At 36.9% G+C, this 16521-nt stretch carries 15 protein-coding genes; 4 read left to right on the top strand and 11 right to left on the bottom strand.

From position 1 onward, the window contains the following. From B3L86_RS07005 to B3L86_RS06990, 4 genes are all read left to right on the top strand, one after another. The coding region (locus B3L86_RS07005) for a T9SS type A sorting domain-containing protein (protein WP_291116844.1) at positions 1-1234 on the top strand (1234 nt) is incomplete at its 5' end. A 160-nt stretch (positions 1235-1394) separates the two neighbouring features. Continuing rightward, positions 1395-1847, top strand: a complete 453-nt coding sequence (locus B3L86_RS07000; RefSeq protein WP_291116841.1) for a hypothetical protein — start codon at positions 1395-1397, stop codon at positions 1845-1847. Between the two features lie 305 nt (positions 1848-2152). After that, positions 2153-3688, top strand: a complete 1536-nt coding sequence (locus tag B3L86_RS06995; RefSeq protein ID WP_291116837.1) for a T9SS type A sorting domain-containing protein — start codon at positions 2153-2155, stop codon at positions 3686-3688. A 239-nt stretch (positions 3689-3927) separates the two neighbouring features. Continuing rightward, positions 3928-4347, top strand: coding sequence for a hypothetical protein (locus B3L86_RS06990; protein ID WP_291116834.1), 420 nt, complete (start codon positions 3928-3930; stop codon positions 4345-4347). 216 nt (positions 4348-4563) lie between these two features. Here the strand turns inward: B3L86_RS06990 and B3L86_RS06985 are convergent, their stop codons facing one another. From B3L86_RS06985 to tnpA, 11 genes are all read right to left on the bottom strand, one after another. Further along, the gene (locus tag B3L86_RS06985) at positions 4564-6798 is read right to left on the bottom strand and encodes a multicopper oxidase domain-containing protein (RefSeq protein ID WP_291116831.1); all 2235 of its coding nucleotides are present in this window, start codon (positions 6796-6798) and stop codon (positions 4564-4566) included. 14 nt (positions 6799-6812) lie between these two features. After that, on the bottom strand, positions 6813-9353 hold the full coding sequence (locus tag B3L86_RS06980) for a heavy metal translocating P-type ATPase (RefSeq protein WP_291116829.1): 2541 nt from the start codon (positions 9351-9353) through the stop codon (positions 6813-6815). A gap of 77 nt (positions 9354-9430) precedes the next feature. Continuing rightward, the gene (locus B3L86_RS06975) at positions 9431-9991 is read right to left on the bottom strand and encodes an AraC family transcriptional regulator (RefSeq protein ID WP_291116826.1); all 561 of its coding nucleotides are present in this window, start codon (positions 9989-9991) and stop codon (positions 9431-9433) included. A 32-nt stretch (positions 9992-10023) separates the two neighbouring features. After that, a complete protein-coding gene (locus B3L86_RS06970; RefSeq protein ID WP_291116824.1) occupies positions 10024-10269 on the bottom strand; it encodes a heavy metal-binding domain-containing protein in 246 nt (81 codons plus the stop codon). Positions 10270-10372: 103 nt separating this feature from the next. Further along, complete coding sequence (locus B3L86_RS06965; protein ID WP_291116822.1) at positions 10373-11245, bottom strand: DUF2911 domain-containing protein; 873 nt, start codon at positions 11243-11245, stop codon at positions 10373-10375. Beyond that, complete coding sequence (locus tag B3L86_RS06960; protein ID WP_291116820.1) at positions 11242-12054, bottom strand: hypothetical protein; 813 nt, start codon at positions 12052-12054, stop codon at positions 11242-11244. The genes B3L86_RS06965 and B3L86_RS06960 overlap by 4 nt, the downstream gene beginning before the upstream one ends. Continuing rightward, positions 12054-12542, bottom strand: a complete 489-nt coding sequence (locus tag B3L86_RS06955; protein ID WP_291116817.1) for a heavy-metal-associated domain-containing protein — start codon at positions 12540-12542, stop codon at positions 12054-12056. The genes B3L86_RS06960 and B3L86_RS06955 overlap by 1 nt, the downstream gene beginning before the upstream one ends. Positions 12543-12545: 3 nt before the next feature. Continuing rightward, the gene (locus tag B3L86_RS06950; protein ID WP_291116814.1) at positions 12546-13016 is read right to left on the bottom strand and encodes a TlpA family protein disulfide reductase; all 471 of its coding nucleotides are present in this window, start codon (positions 13014-13016) and stop codon (positions 12546-12548) included. Between the two features lie 5 nt (positions 13017-13021). Next, positions 13022-14011, bottom strand: a complete 990-nt coding sequence (locus tag B3L86_RS06945) for a DUF3347 domain-containing protein (RefSeq protein ID WP_349679482.1) — start codon at positions 14009-14011, stop codon at positions 13022-13024. 177 nt (positions 14012-14188) lie between these two features. After that, positions 14189-14584, bottom strand: a complete 396-nt coding sequence (locus tag B3L86_RS06940) for a hypothetical protein (RefSeq protein WP_291116811.1) — start codon at positions 14582-14584, stop codon at positions 14189-14191. Between the two features lie 579 nt (positions 14585-15163). Continuing rightward, complete coding sequence (tnpA, locus tag B3L86_RS06935; protein ID WP_291116808.1) at positions 15164-15625, bottom strand: IS200/IS605 family transposase; 462 nt, start codon at positions 15623-15625, stop codon at positions 15164-15166. Positions 15626-16521: the final 896 nt, after the last annotated feature.

The following is a 16521-nucleotide window of genomic DNA, read 5'->3' as shown; positions in this document are numbered from 1 at the left end:
TGTGTGTGCTATTGCCGATAACGGTACATTGTGGGCATGGGGCAAAAATACTTTTGGAGAGTTAGGTGATGGTACCAATGTTCTAAAGAATTCTCCAGTTCAAATTGGGACAGACAATAATTGGAAAGAAGTTTCTCCTAGCATGGACGGTATTTACTCTTTTACACTTGCCGTAAAAACTGATGGCACTTTATGGTCATGGGGAAGTAACAATAGAGGACAGTTGGGAGATGGTACAACTGTGTTTAGAAATTATCCTATGCAAGTAGGTACAGATACTGATTGGAGTACCGTTGCTGCCGGACTTAGTCATTCCATTGCTATTAAACAAAATGGTACACTATGGGGTTGGGGCAATTCTGAAAGATTTGCTTTAATAGGCTTTCCAAGTGGACCAAATGTTTTAGTTCCCGAGCAAAGAAGTCTTGATACCGATTGGAGGGAAGCTTCTGCCCATGACCGTGTAACAGTAGCGGTAAAAACAAACAACACAGCATGGGGATGGGGTTGGAACCAAAATGATATGTTGAAAGCTCCAGCAGGTGCAACAATTGCTGGTAATGTTCAAAATCCCGTTCAAAAACTAGGTGGAACAAATGTTAAACACACCAGAACAGGAGATAGAATAAATTTTGATATTAAAACTAATAATAATGTAGGAACTACCAACTCCCCATATTTTGTAAGAGATGCTGATACTGGTGTAAGTACATCGGTTTATATCAGATTAGATAATAGTACTTTGTGGTTTACAGGAATAATACAGGGAAGTACTAATCCAAATATTCAACCATTAACGCAACTTGGTACTGCTGCCAATTGGGTTGCCGTAAGTGTTGGTAGTCAATGTAATGCTGCAATAAATTCGGCTGGTGAAATATGGACATGGGGAAGCAATTTTCATGGTGGTTTGGGCATTGGTGTTAATAGTACTGCGAGTAGTTCGACTGTACCTGTGCTTGTTCCTTGTCCTACTGTGTTAAGTAATCCAAGGCATGACTTGAAAGTAGCATTGCAGCTCTATCCAAATCCCGTTCAAAATATATTCACACTCGAATCGGATTTAGCAATAGATCGATTGATAATTTTCGATATCATGGGGAAAGAGCTATTTAATCAAACCTTGAGTAATTTGACTATTGACGTTGATGTTAGTCAATTTCTGGACGGTTTATATATTGTTCAGGCTTTTTCAGGAAATAGTTTTAGTCAAATTAAATTTATAAAGAATTAAGCAATTTACCATACACATAAAAAGATAAACCAAAACCATCTCAAGCGAGATGGTTTTTTGTGATGATGAAGTGGTCTTATAAAATGGGCAAATATACGTAGGGTATTATTTCAGATAACCCCTTATATTGCACCCATTAAATAATAAAACCATTTTTACCATGAAGTTAATGAATTTTTGTGCACTGATTTTCAGTTTGATTTTAGTTGTTGGCTGTTCGTCTGATGATGATTCCGGTTCGGGAGGAAGTAATTCACCTATAAGCGGAAAAAGTTTTGGTGTAAACTTTACAATGCAAGGCGGATCTGCAGATGAAGCAGTATTTTTTAATGTAGATAGTTACACGATTCAAGTGTCAACCGTTTCACTAGGATGTGATGCACCGCAGAGTTCAATTGTAGCAGAAATTATCTGTCCATCAAGTTTAGGTGTACATACCAATAATGTTTATGCTACTTTCTATGATTCAGAAGGTGATTTTCAAACCATAGGTACCAACAATAGGGTTGAAATTACTTCAAACTCAGGTGGTCGTTTGAAAGGTAAAGTGAATGTTCCAGGTTTAGGTAGTTACAACATGACCGGTACCTTTGATGTTCCCTTTTGTGATTAGTTAGTATAATTTATTTTTTAAAAAGCCTTTGATATCCTTCAGAGGCTTTTTTTTAAGGAATTTTATTAAAAATAGGTAAATATACCTAGGAAAACTACCAAAAGACCTAATTAACTTTGTGTTGTTCCAAAGAGTCCTAAAATTGAATATGTATTTCGAATTAAGAGCTACTACAGCAAAAAGGTGAATAATTGTCTTAGAACGATAAAAGAACATATTTTGGAATCGATGTAATGTTGTTTTCATTTGAAAAACGACAGCCGCTAAAAAAAACAGATGAATAGTAACAAAGAAAATTATTAAGTATGAATAAAATTTTACAATTAGGAGTATTATTATTGAGTAGCGGTGTTTTTTCGCAAGCAGGTAATTTGGATGCTAGTTTTGGAGTTGGTGGAAAAGTACTAACTTCAATTAATAGCGGAGCAGACAAGGCATATGGTGTTGCTTTGCAAACAGATGGTAAAATTGTAGTTGCCGGAATGACAACAAGTGCTGTTACAGGTAGAGACTTTGCCTGTGTACGATATAACATCGATGGAAGTTTAGATACCTCGTTTGGAACAAATGGAATCGTGACTAATGACATTCAAATTGGAAGTGACGATGAAGCATTTTCAGTTGCAATTCAGGCTGATGGTAAAATAGTTTTGGCCGGGTATTCTGATAATGGCAGTAATAAAAGTGCTGCACTTATTAGATTAAACACAAACGGTACAATTGATACCGGTTTTGGTACTTCAGGCAAAGTATTAACTGATTTCATTACAAATCGAGGAGATGAAATAAAAGTGGTTAAAATTCATGGTTTAACCGGTAATATTGTTGTGGGAGGTACATCTTCTGCTACCTCAACCAATTCGCAAGCAGTAATAGCCCGATATAATTCATCAGGAGTTTTAGATACTACGTTTAATACAACCGGAATTGTTTTGCTTCCTAATGCTTCAGGAAGTGGCACTTATTATTATGTAATTGAAGATTTAGCTGTAAAATCAAATGGAAAGATTTCAGCTGTAGGTTGGATCAATCAACAAGGCCTACAATGGAGTGCTAATCACTATGCTTGTAGATTAAACAGCAACGGTACATTAGATACTTCATTTTCGAGTGACGGACTTATAGTTACAAATGGAGGTTATAATGGAGATGATAAGTCATTTTCAATAGTATTGAAACAGGATGATAGTTTTTTATTTAGTGGAGGTGGTTATTTAACAACATTACAATATGATTATTTCTTAGGACTTTATAATTCCACCGGTTCATCAGCAGTAGGTAAGGCTTTTTTTGATTTTGGCACTTTATTTAGGGATATTGCATATGGAATGGGTGAAGATAGTACAGGGAAAATTGTATTGGTAGGGTCCAATGTTGTATCCGTAAGCAGTTCAACATTTGGTATAGCGAGAGTCAATGCTGATTATACTGTAGATAGCTCATTTGGTACTGCCGGAAAAGTAACTACAACATTTGGAAGCAATACTACTAATGAAGCATTTGATGTGGCCATTCAAACTGACGACAAAATAATTGCTGTGGGTTATTCCGGTAATGCTTTTGCACTTGCACGTTATACGGCGAATACACTTTCTACAGATGAATTTGAAGTAAGTAATGCAATTACTGTTTTTCCTAATCCGGTTAAAAATACTTTAAACTTTAATTTTTCTAACACTGATTTCATTAATTCTAAATATTCTATTTATGATTTAAATGGAAGAATTATTTTGGAAGGAAAAATAATTGCTGCTGAAAACACGATCAATGTTGAAAATCTTACAAAAGGATTGTATTTATTAAAAATTGAACAAACTATTTCAAGATTTATTAAAGATTAAAATAGTTACCCTAGTGATCTGGAGTATTTTATTAACCATCAATTTTTATTGAACCAATCAAAAAGAAAGTTTCTGACTTCTTTGGTAACAATTATGAGCTCAGATAAATTCATAAAGCAGCATGTTGTTTTAAGATAATAAACGCTTGATGAATTAAGTTGTTTTTAAAAATAATTAAAATTTAAAAATTTTGAGTAGATGTTTTTTATATTCGTTAAAATAAGTAATTATAATTTAAGATGAAAAATTTATTTTTAGTAGTATTTGTTCTTTTTGGTATTAGTATTAGTAATGCCCAAAAGTTTAATTTTAAAAAAGATAAAGTTCTCCTGGATGGTAAAGAGATACTTAAAAATGATTGGGAGTATATCGGATCAAATGTTGTTTATCATTTATATGACTTAGAGACTGGGGATGAAATTATAATGATTAAGACTGATGATAATAGTACTAAAAACTACAGTGATGATGACTATGTAAGAATTCGTTTCCCGAAATCAGATAAAGAATTAGAGATGAAGGGAAGAATGATGCTGAAGGCATATTTGCAGATTCTCCATAAGAACAAAGTCCTAAACGATGACGGATCAATAAATGAAATCAAACTTGATGAATTTATTAAGAACTATGATGAAAATATTTCTAACAGAAGAAGATGATTTTTATTTTTTTAAGATAATTTAAGGATTTAGAGAGCATAGTTTTAGTTACTCGCTACTGGATGTTTTAATCATTGCTGTGCTGAAATCCGTTGCTACAATATGTACCGTCCCATCGGGACTAATACATAGTGGGAGATGGAAAGAGGGATTTATGTTTTAAAACAGTCATACAATCCAATTATCAAATAATCCAACAATCCAATAATCCAAAAATCAATAATTCACCAGCATCCCAAAACCAAAGCCCATATCGCTGTCGTAATGCGTTCGGAATCCTATGTTTTTTCCGGCGATGTAATGCATGCCAAGCATATATTCTTTGTCGGTGTTCACCATAAAGGCGGCTCTGATTCTTTTTGAAATAGGTATGTCTTCCCGTCGTAGTTGCATCCTAACGTTGCCATCATGGTAGAGTTCCGATTGAATGATGACCAGGAGGGGTAAGGTATAAGCGACACCCAAACTGACTTGCGTGCGACTGTCTTTGGTGTTTTTTTGTCCGAAAAGGTTTTTTTCTACCGCATCATGTCCTAGTTTTCGGTACCGCCAATCAAAACCTATAAAAGGCATTAGCCATTGCATTTTACCAATGTAACGCCCAATGTGGGTTTCGCTTTCATATCCGTGGTCATCGTGGTAACCCAAACGCCATTCGGTTCCCAAACTCCAACGGGTGTTTTGCAACATCGCCATTCCGTCATTTCCGTTTGTAGCAAAGTCATTTTGAATCATGAAATGCATTTCGTTGCTTTCTTTTTGTAGTTTTTTGTAGGCCCACTCTTTATTGGGCAACAGCGGATTGGGTGCTTGGTTTTCGGTACTGAATACGCGGTTCATTCCTGCCATCATGTGGTAGAGAATGTGGCAATGAAAAAACCAGTCGCCTTCCAGATTGGCATTGAATTCAATGACGTTGGTTTCCATCGGCATAATGTCTATCACGTTTTTTAAAGGTGCATAATCGCCTTGACCGTTGATTACCCTAAAATCATGACCGTGTAAATGCATCGGATGTCGCATCATGGAATTGTTGAAGAGTGTGATGCGAATGTTTTCTCCTTTTTTTATCAGGATTTTATCGGATTCTGCCAATACTTTATTGTCCATGCTCCAAACATAACGGTTCATGTTTCCGGTGAGTTCAAAACGAAACTCCCTTACAGGAGCTGCTTCGGGTAAGTTGGTTTTGGTGGGCGATTGCAACATGGCGTAGTTTAGAGTTACGATTTCAGAGGCATCCATGTTGTGATTCGAATGGTCGGAATGGTCGGATTCCATTGGTTTCTTTTTATCTGTGATTTCGGGATACATGACCGCATTCATATCCATTTGTTGCAAACTCATGTTCATACCCATATCGTGCATGTCGCCATTCATTTTCATCATATCATTCATCATTTGCATCCCTTCAAAATAGTTCAGCTTGGGTAAGGGACTGATTAATTGTTTGATGCCGGCACCCAAATAGATGGAAGCCGATTTGGTTCGGTCTTCAGCAGTGGCTAAGAATTCATAAGACGTATTTTCTGCCGGAAGGGTAACCAGAACATCGTAGGTTTCGGAGACACCAATAAGCAATCGATCCACCTCCACGGGTACAACATCGTTGCCGTCATTGGCTACAACGGTGAGTTTCCCTCCGGCATACCGCAACCAAAAATAGGAGGAAGCACCGGCGTTTGAAATTCGCAGCCGAATCGTTTCACCCGCTTTGAATTGAGAGAGCTGACTTTCGTTTTTTCCGTTAATCAAAAATTGATCATAATAAATGTCGCTCACATCCATTGCCAACATGCGTTTCCATTCGTTGGTTAGCTTGGTTTTAAAATGCCCGGCTCGAATAGCTTCCGCATAACTTTGTGTTGTTCCTTTTTTTATGGAAAACCAATCGGAAGCATTGTGTAACATACGATGCACGTTTTCCGGTTTGTAGTCGGTCCATTCGCTGAGAATAATGGGAACGGAAGGGATATCATCAATGCCTTTTCGAAAGGTTTTGTCAGCGGGTCGCTTGAGCAAAATAAGCGAACCATACATGCCGATTTGTTCTTGCAATCCACTATGACTATGGTACCAATGAGTGCCGTTTTGAATGATTGGAAAACGGTAAATGTGAGTTGTATTAGGTGCAATAGGCATTTGAGTTAAAAAAGGCACACCATCTTCTTGGTTGGGTAAATAAATGCCATGCCAATGCATGGAAGTACTTTCTTTGAGTTGGTTATGCACATGTATTTCGGCAATATCCCCTTCGGTAAAGGTAAGGGTAGGCATTGGAATTTGACCGTTCACGGCAATGGCCCGTTTTTGTTTTCCCGTATAATTGACAAGGGTGTCTTTTACATAGAGGTCATAGCGAACTACTTTTTGGGCAAATACGTGTGTCGTCAGCAATAAAAGGCCAACGATAGGCAAAAGTGTTGTGTACCAATTTTTTTTAGTATCCATTTTTTTAAATTTCATTAAGTTAGGGTAACCGTTCGTAATCGTAATGCATTGACTATAACAGAGACCGAACTAAAACTCATTGCCAAAGCAGCAATCATCGGCGACAATAATATACCGAAAAACGGAAACAATAATCCTGCTGCAATAGGAATGCCCAACGTGTTGTAAATCAGTGCAAAAAATAGGTTTTGCTTGATATTTCTCATTACTGCTTTGCTGAGTTTTTGGGCTTTTACAATACCTTGTAAATCACCTTTTATCAACGTTATCATAGCACTTTCTATGGCAACGTCAGTACCTGTTCCCATTGCAATACCTACATCGCTTTTGGCTAAAGCCGGAGCATCATTAATGCCATCGCCTGCCATTGCTACAATCTTGCCCTGCTGTTGCAGTTTTGCTACTTCTTTCATTTTATCTTCAGGCAGCATACCGGCTTTAAAATCAGATAAACGGAGTTCGTCGGCTACGGCTTTTGCCGTGTCTTTGTTATCGCCGGTAAGCATGATTACTTCGATGCCGTTTTTTTGAAGTTCGGCAATCGCTTTGGCACTTGTGGGTTTTATTTTATCGCCAATAACTACGTAACCAACAACCGCTTTATCTACTGATAAATAAGAAACTGTCTTACCTTGTTGCTGGAATTTTTTTGCTTCCTCTTCCATGGCAACACTAATTTTAGCAGTGCTGTGTTCCATCATTTTCGGATTTCCTAAGGCTATTTTTTTATCGGCAATAATCGCTTCAACACCTTTACCGGTTACGGCACTAAATTTTTCCGATTTTAAAAGGGTTGTATTTTGTTCTTTACCAAATTTTACCGTGGCTTCGGCTAAAGGATGCTCGCTGTTGCTATTTAAGGATACGATAAATTGAAGCACTTCGCTTTCACTATAACCGGTACCAAAAGTCCCTATTTTTTCAACTGTAGGTTTTCCTTCCGTAATGGTTCCTGTTTTATCAATAATTAGGGTAGTTACCTTGTTCAATTTCTCGAGAGCTTCGGCATTTTTAATCAATATGCCATTTTGAGCCCCTTTTCCAACGCCAACCATAACCGACATGGGTGTTGCTAATCCAAGAGCACAAGGACAAGCTATGATTAAAACGGCGATTGCATTTACAAACGCAAAAACATAAGCGGGTTCGGGTCCCCAAATTGCCCATACGGCAAAAGTGAGCAAGGAAATAAGCACCACCACGGGAACAAAATAGCCCGATACTTTATCTGCCAAATTTTGTATTGGAGCCCGACTTCTGCTGGCATCATTTACCATGTGAATAATTTGAGAGAGCAACGTTTCACTACCTACTTTTTCGGCTTTCATTAAAAAAGACTGGTTGCCATTGATGGTTCCACTACTAACCGAATCTCCACCGGCTTTGTTTACCGGGATGGGCTCGCCTGTAATCATCGATTCGTCTACCGTAGTATCGCCCTCGGTTATGGTGCCGTCTACCGGAATTTTTTCACCGGGTTTTACTTTTAAAATGTCGCCTACTTCTATTTTGTCAATGGTTACTTCTATTTCTTCACCATCGACTACTTTGATGGCTTTGTTTGGAGCTAATTTCAGAAGTTCTTTTACGGCAGAATTGGTTTTGCTGTGAGCTCGGGCTTCTAACAATTGACCTAAAAGCACCAACGTTAAAATAACGGTAGCAGCCTCAAAATAAACATGAACTGCACCTGAATGGGTTTTGAATTGATCGGGAAATACATCAGGAAAAAGCATGCCAAAAACACTAAATAACCAAGCTACACCGGCACCAATTCCAATCAAGGTAAACATATTAAGTTGCCACGTTTTGATACTTCTGTAAGCCCGTTCAAAAAACATCCAGGTGGCGTAAAAAACTACGGGAATAGACAAAAAGAACTGTATCCAATTCCAATATTTTTGTTCAAATAGCTCATATAACGGATTATTGACAATCATTTCACTCATGGCAATTAGAAAAATGGGCAAAGTGAAGACACTAGCAATCCAAAACTTCCGCAATAATTTTGTATATGTTTTTTCCTCTGAGGAAAGTGAAGCTTGTAAGGGTACCAAATCCATACCACAAAGCGGACAAGCACCTGCTTCGTCTTTCACGATTTCAGGATGCATAGGGCATGTCCATTGTTCCGATGATGTGTAGGAGAGATTTTGTTGCACTACTAAATCCATACCGCAAACCGGACAATCTCCGGGTTTGTCATACGTTTTTTCTCCTTCACAATGCATGGGGCAGTAGTATTTTCCGTGAGGAATGTGTACTGCTTTTTTATCTGTTACAGGAGGTGTTGCACAACAGGATGTTTTGGTAGTTGGTTCGGTGTGGCATGAAGCAGCTGTTGTTCCATTACTCATCGCAATGGTATAAGAACCAACGGCTGTTAAAGCTTGTTGTAACCGTTCAGTGGCCACATGATTTTGCATCGTTATGGAAGCCAAAGGGGGATGTAAAGAAACTTGAACATCAATTCCTTCGATGCTTTGGAGTGCTTTTTCGACTTTTGAGCGACAGCCGTCGCAAGTCATTCCGGTGATGTGATAGGTATGTCTCATTTTTGTCTGTTTAAAGTACAAATTTCTAACAATCCCTTTTCTTGCACTTGTAAAATTATGGGTTTGATTTGTAAAATTTATAAATCTTCAATTTGTTTTCTTTTTACAACTTTTAAATTTTTAAAATGAGTAGGTGAAAAACCCGTCACTTTTTTAAACTGATTACTCAAATGAGCTACATTACTGTAATTTAAACTATCCGCAATTTCACTCAAGGATATTTCATCATACAACAGCAACTCTTTTACCTTTTCAATCTTTTGATGGATATAAAATTGCTCAATTGTGGTAGCCGTTACTTCCGAAAATAAATTGGAGAGCGTACTATAGTCTTGATGTAATTCTTGCGATAAATAATCGGACAGATTGGTTTTTAACGGTAGATTCTGATGATGGACTAACGCTATGATTAATGTTTTAATTTTGGCAATGGTTCTACTTTTTTTGTCGTCGATGATTTCAAAACCAAATTCTTTTAGCTGTTCGGCTATGACTTTTTTTGCATCATCTGTAACCGGCATGCGTAATTCTACTTCGCCTAAATCTACTGTTAGTAGTGAATGTCCGAGTGATTCTAACGCGGACTTCACTACCATTTTACAGCGACTGCAAACCATGTTTTTAATGTAAAGTTTCATGTTTTTCTATCCAGATACTAGGTTGCCTTGAGCTACTCTACTGTAGCTGTCAAATCCATACCGCATTTTGGGCAATTGTCACCTAACTTTCCGGTTACTTCAGGATGCATGGGACAGGCGTAGGCCATTTCTTTTGTTTCCTGATTTTCAGAACTACTATTCATAGTTGTAGTATCAGATTCTATCAAGTCAACTTCCTGATTTTCTTCGTTGTTTTTTTGATTGCAGGCCACTAAAATCAGTACCATAACGACCATTGAAAAGATTGATTTTTTCATACTAAATAATTTTTAGTTTACAGTTTATTTACTGCAGTTAAAGTTACAAAACCACTATAGTAGTGCTTTACATTACTTTCCTTTTAAATTACAGAATTCACAGTTATTTTTTTAAAAGAATTTCGTATTCCTTTATTTTTTCTTCTAACGATTTAATGGTGCCTTTACTGTTTTTTTCTTTAGCCAAAACCAAGGCTTTTTTGGAAGCAACCAACGCTTCTGAATATTTTTTTTGCTCACCCAAAAGCTTTTGCCTCAAATTGGGATAATAAAAATTTTGTGGATCATATATTTCTGCCTGTTCTAACCAAGTAATAGCTTGATTTTTATCTCTATTTGTGGTGATGTAATAATTAGCTGCCTGAAAAAGTAAGTTGGCATCTGTCGTTTGATTTTGAATAACATGGTTTTGAATCAAAGTCATAGTACGTTCATCGGCTGTGCTTTTAATGGGTACTTGAACTGTTGTATGCTCCCAAGTAATTTTTAAAAAGCCTTCACCTCGCGAGTTGATGTCGTTGATTTCGATGGTAAATGTTTCATAATAATGGGATGTTTTTTCAACGGGTACTTTAAATCGCACAACATCCTTGGCTTGATCATAACCGGAGTCGCCATGTAGTGATGTATCGGTATTGACAATTATAGTCCATTCTTTTTCACCGGGAATGGAGAAAAGCGAATACGACCCTTTGGCTAAAATAGCACCACCAAATACAAGCTCTTCGTCCGTTGTAATAGTGGTGCAATCGCTGGCTCCCGTTCGCCACAACTGATTATAAGGAACCAGGTCACCCATAATTTTTCTGTTACGGGCTAAGGGGCGACTGTAGGCTACTTTTACTAATGCACTTCCTATTTCTTGCTCAAAGGAAGCAGCCGGACTGGGTGAAGTGGTTTTGATTTGAATCTTATCTTGTGCTATCACTTGAATGATGCTGAAAAATAAGAGGCTGAGTATAATTAAATGTTTCATTTGGCTAGGTTAAAAAACGTATATTCAAGATTTAAATAAAAGCCGTTAGGTGCGGTTCGCAACATTGAACTTAATACTTCATGTCGGTAAGCAACATCAATTCGGGCTTGACTATTGATGATAAACTGAACCGCAGGTACTACATCCAAATAGGATTTTCCGTTGGTGTTGATAGTTTGACCCACAAGCTCCATCATCAAATTGATATTGGTCTGTTTGTAACTGGTGTAGACCTTTGGATGCATCAATTTTCCTAATGAGAATGTGTAATTGGTGGCATGATTCCCAAATTGTGAAGGAAACGGATGATCGGGTTGGTTGTCTAATGCTTTTTCAAAACTTACGGAAGAACTAATCGCTACTTTTTTTATGAGTTTGGTGGCAACAAAACCCACTTCATAGCCCGTATTGTGTCCCATAATCTCAATTTGTTCCTGATGGATATCGGCACGATTCACACTATATCGTCCATAAGCGGCTAATCGGAAATGACTGTTGATATCATCCGTTGAAAAAAAACGGTACTTGGCATACACACTACCGCCTTCAGCATACAAAGCATTGCTTCGGTCACTGAGAAAAGCTGTGCCGCGTAGCATTAAATTTTTATTCATACCCCAAGTTACTTCGGGCATTAAGTGATAATTGTAGCCGGTTGCAAAAGCTTCTTTAAAAAGCGAGTTGCTTAATCGTACACTTAAGGAGTTGGCTGGAACATTACTCGCAGGATCAGTAACTACAAACAGTTCTTGAGCCTTACTTTGTAATGTTAAAGCAAAAAGTAAGGCAGACAGAAGTAACTTTGGCATTAGTTGTTGAATTTATAATGAAACACTTCTTCATTTACACCATTGTAGGAGGCCACTTTGGCGTATTTTTTTTGCAATTTTTTGTATTCTTTTTGTGTGACATAGCCTTTGTCTAATATTCTGATGACAGCTTCATTTGAGGAAGTGACTGTTTTATCTTCCAGTGCAATGAACTGATTGGTATGCGACTGAAGATAAGAACTATCAAGAGTTACTACCATAGTCCCAATAAAAAAACCGGCTTTTTCCACACTGTCTTTAAAGGTTTTAGGCGTAAAGTTGTTGTTCGGCTTCAAAAACACGACAAAAGTATTCGTGTTTAAATCGGTGGTTACATTTTCAACGTCCGAAAGGCTTTTCAATTGTTTATTGATCGCATTGGAACACATGGAACAAGTCAAACCCGTAGCTTGAATTTCGATTTTAGAAATTTGAGCCGCAGTGGACAGACTCATTAACAAAAGAAGGATATAAATTGGAATTCTCATGATTTATTGATTTAAATGTTTTTTAATTTGTTCTTCGGTAGGATTAATGGCAATTAGAATACCGTCTGCATCAAACAGAAAAGAGGCAGGAAGCTGTTCCACTCCAAACTGTATCGCAGTGGGAGCATCAAACCCTTTTGGGTCGTTTACTTGCATGTATTTGATGTTATCTTTTTCAATCGCTTTTTTCCACATATCCGGTTTTGCATCCAAAGAGATGCCAATAATTTCAAATTGCTCTCGGGAAGTGGCGTTATATAATTTCACCAATTTTCTATTGGCCAATCGACAAGGACCACACCAGGCTGCCCAAAAGTCAATTAAAACTACTTTGCCTGAATACGTTGCAATACTTTGATTGACACCAGTTGTGTTTTTTAAAAACACCGGAGGTAATGGGTCGCCTAAATTAAGTTGGGCGGAGGCCTGCCTCAAGCAAAACAAAAGAAGAAAAGAAATAATACTATTTTTCATGTTGCTTATTTAAGGGTTTCTACAGTACTACCACAAGTCATCATTTTTGAACCGTAATAGGGGTTTTTAATGGTGTTTTGTTTGCTTAACCAATTCCCACCTTTGCCATCATTCGCCATGGGGCAATGTTGGTTATAAATTGCATACTCCAACTTCGAAACCTTTGCTAAGATAAGCATGTTTTTAGAAAGGACATCCAATTGACCGCGTTGTGTGGCAATATTTTTAGTGTCACTTATTTTTTGAGCTGTTTGTGTAAGTGGACGTAGCACTTGCATCCAAATGTCGTGTTCTTTGGTTCCCAATTGGTTCATGTCAACGTTTTCAATCGCAGTTAGCAACAGCTTTCCTTTTGTAGCAGTTGCAGTTCCATCTGATTGTATCATGGCGTCTTTTACACTAAAATAGGCTTCAAAAATAGGCAATAACATATTGGTTTTCTGAATTTTGGTGATCGCTTTTGGTTTAGGAGCAACGTGCTTGGAATGATCCATTGTTGTTTTAGGAGTGGTAACAGCTACTGTTGCTTGTTGCTCTTTTTTAATTTCCGCTTTTGGTGCAGTAGCAACATGATTGGAATGATCCATTTGTTTTTCAGGAGTGCTAACAACTGCATTTGCTTGGTGCTCGTGAGGTTTCACATCAGTTTTAGCTTCACGCTCATACTGACAACAACCGTGTAAGTTAGCATAAACATCATCGGGAGCCAAAAACTGTTCGTTGTCATAACCGGCCAAAGCAATGCGTTTCAAAATGGCATCTTGATTGGTTTTGTTACTGTCAAAAGTGATGGTTGCTATCTTTGTGTTGACATCCCAAACCACAGACGATTCCTTATTAACTGTCCCTGTTTTTTCAATAATTTTTTTACACATACCACAGTTGCCATACACTTTGGCTGACACCGTTTGTGTATTTTTTATTTGTGCTTGTGCGGTAGCGGATAGCACGAAAAATGTGGCTATCACTACGTTTATGATTGTTTTTTTCATCATGTAATAAATTGTTATCAAAGCTTAAAACTTTGAAGAATGAATAATAAATAAAATTGATTTTGTAAAATGGCCTACTAGTTCTCATACATTTTAAATCACAATTGCAACTAGTTGACGGTAATGGTTATAGTAAAAACTATATAATTTTGACACACCTAGGGCTGTCATAAAAGGGTTTTAGCTTATTTTAGGAATTAGCCAAATGGACGAAAAACCCTCAGAAAGGGAAGGCGTAGTGTATAAAAATTTTATTTTTTTATATCCGGGAAAAACCAACGGATGGTAGTCATCATCAAAAGTAGAAATAAAACTTACCGCTGTAACAGAACAAGTAGCAAAACAAGAACAACTGCCATTGTCGCAGGAGTCGTCACATCCTTTGGAATCAGAACCACAACAGGAGTCAGAAGAAACTTCTTTTGCGGCACAACAAGTTGATGAAGCTGTTCTTTCTTTAACAGATTCAATACTGCAACACGTTTTTTTTGATTTCATCTTCACACATGCCATGGCCGTATCAGGAACCAAAAGGAAGCTGATAAGTACAATACAAAGTGGGAATAAATGTTTCATTAGTAATGAATAAGTTACAAACTTACTAAGAAATAGCTGCTTCTTCACTAATTTTATGTTAAAACATGAAAATGGATGTTTTGGTTATTTTAGCAATTGATTGAAATCATAGCATTTGTTTTGTTTGTTTCGCAACGGATTAAAATTCGTTGTTGCAATATTATTTGAACCATACCAACGGATTGAAATCCGTTGTTGTAATATGATTTGTTTTTATTTACCAACGGATTGAAATCCGTTGCTACAATTTGTTTGATTATTTACCAACGGATTAAAATCCGTTGCTACAATATGTTTTATTGATTTACCAACGGATTGAAATCCGTTGCTACAATATGTTCCGTCCCTACGGGACTTTGACATGGGGCGTTTGGAAAGATGAATTAAATTGAAAAAAATTGCATTAAGATTTGCAAAGGGTAAGCATTTTCCAGTATACATTTCCCAGAGCCGTAGGCTCGGATTTATTGTAGGGCCGGATTTTAATCCGGTTGATATCGTAATAATTTTGTGGATTTTAATCCGGTTGTATCGTAATAATTTGCCGGATTTTAATTTGTTTATAACATTTTATAAATGTTACATCGGTTGTTCAAAAATATAGCGTTGATCGTACGGAATTTCAAATGTTTCTAACATACCTAAATATTCTTCTTTAAATGATTGTTCCTGATGATGTTCTTCTTGATTAGCAATGTATTTATAAACTTCATTGATTTGGGAATGACTATAAGAGAATGAACCATAGCCTTCTTGCCATTCAAAGCGTTGTGGTAGCCATTTTTTATCATTAATGTATTTAGAAGATTTAGCTTTTACATTTTTCATTAATTCTGAAATGGAGACGGTTGGTTTTAAACCAAAAAAGCAATGTACGTGATCTTCTATGCCGTTGACAATAATGGTTTTACATCCTGATTCATTGATTAAACTGCCAATAACTCCCAGAACCTCATTTCTCCAATCTTTGTGTAAAAGAGCTTCTCTGTATTTAACTGCAAAAACAACTTGAATGTACATTTGATGGTAGGTATTTGCCATATACTGAATATTTAAAAGCAATATACTAAAATATGTTTTGTTTTTTTACCAAAGAATTGAAATTCGTTGTTGCAATTTGTTTGATTATTTATCAACGGATTGAAATCCGTTGTTGCAATTTGTTTGATTATTTACCAACGGATTAAAATCCGTTGTTGCAATATTATTTGAACCATACCAACGGATTGAAATCCGTTGCTACAATATGTTCCGTCCCTACGGGACTCATACATGGGGGGGGGCGGAAATCCGTTACTATAATATGTTTGATTATTTACCAACGGATTGAAATCCGTTGCTACAATATGTGCCGTCCCTACGGGACTCATACGTTGGGGGCGGAAATCCGTTGCTATAATATGATTTTTACGATACCATCGAAATGAAATCCGTTGCTATAATTTGTTTGATTATTTACCAACGGATTAAAATCTGTTGCTACAATATGTTCCGTCCCTACGGGACTCCTACATGGGTGGGTGTTGTTGGAGTAAATGTTTTTTAATATTAAAATAATCCAATAATCCAATAATCCAATAATCTAACAATCCAACAATTAATCCAAATTACACATCCCTTCCCCAATTTCCCAAAATAAAACACTAAATGTAATTTTGTACCGCCTAAATAGCATAACTTTGTTACAATCTAATGGTTTTTTCTTTTCGCAGCCATTATAAATTTGATGTACGATTCTTATGTTATGTATCTTATGGGAGCATACATTACTCTTAACCTGAAAGAATTATTTCACATCTAAAATTTTTTACTATGAAAACAATTGATACAATGAAGCCGATTGTAAGGTCGCTTGCTATCTATCTGGCTGATGATGATGAAGCCGATTGCCAGCTTTTTGAAAAAGCGTTAAACGAGTTGCCTGTAACGGCAAACCT

Source organism: Flavobacterium sp. UBA6135 (genome assembly GCF_002428305.1).
Taxonomy (GTDB): domain Bacteria; phylum Bacteroidota; class Bacteroidia; order Flavobacteriales; family Flavobacteriaceae; genus Flavobacterium.
This window is presented reverse-complemented; position numbering and strand designations above follow the sequence as displayed.

What these genes read in the sequence shown, in the direction of transcription:
- B3L86_RS07000 (WP_291116841.1), top strand. Translation starts at nt 1,395, where the DNA reads ATGAAGTTAATGAATTTTTGTGCACTGATTTTCAGTTTGATTTTAGTT.
- B3L86_RS06995 (WP_291116837.1), top strand. Translation starts at nt 2,153, where the DNA reads ATGAATAAAATTTTACAATTAGGAGTATTATTATTGAGTAGCGGTGTT.
- B3L86_RS06990 (WP_291116834.1), top strand. Translation starts at nt 3,928, where the DNA reads ATGAAAAATTTATTTTTAGTAGTATTTGTTCTTTTTGGTATTAGTATT.
- B3L86_RS06985 (WP_291116831.1), bottom strand. Translation starts at nt 6,798, where the DNA reads ATGGATACTAAAAAAAATTGGTACACAACACTTTTGCCTATCGTTGGC.
- B3L86_RS06980 (WP_291116829.1), bottom strand. Translation starts at nt 9,353, where the DNA reads ATGAGACATACCTATCACATCACCGGAATGACTTGCGACGGCTGTCGC.
- B3L86_RS06975 (WP_291116826.1), bottom strand. Translation starts at nt 9,991, where the DNA reads ATGAAACTTTACATTAAAAACATGGTTTGCAGTCGCTGTAAAATGGTA.
- B3L86_RS06970 (WP_291116824.1), bottom strand. Translation starts at nt 10,269, where the DNA reads ATGAAAAAATCAATCTTTTCAATGGTCGTTATGGTACTGATTTTAGTG.
- B3L86_RS06965 (WP_291116822.1), bottom strand. Translation starts at nt 11,245, where the DNA reads ATGAAACATTTAATTATACTCAGCCTCTTATTTTTCAGCATCATTCAA.
- B3L86_RS06960 (WP_291116820.1), bottom strand. Translation starts at nt 12,054, where the DNA reads ATGCCAAAGTTACTTCTGTCTGCCTTACTTTTTGCTTTAACATTACAA.
- B3L86_RS06955 (WP_291116817.1), bottom strand. Translation starts at nt 12,542, where the DNA reads ATGAGAATTCCAATTTATATCCTTCTTTTGTTAATGAGTCTGTCCACT.
- B3L86_RS06950 (WP_291116814.1), bottom strand. Translation starts at nt 13,016, where the DNA reads ATGAAAAATAGTATTATTTCTTTTCTTCTTTTGTTTTGCTTGAGGCAG.
- B3L86_RS06945 (WP_349679482.1), bottom strand. Translation starts at nt 14,011, where the DNA reads ATGATGAAAAAAACAATCATAAACGTAGTGATAGCCACATTTTTCGTG.
- B3L86_RS06940 (WP_291116811.1), bottom strand. Translation starts at nt 14,584, where the DNA reads ATGAAACATTTATTCCCACTTTGTATTGTACTTATCAGCTTCCTTTTG.
- tnpA (WP_291116808.1), bottom strand. Translation starts at nt 15,625, where the DNA reads ATGGCAAATACCTACCATCAAATGTACATTCAAGTTGTTTTTGCAGTT.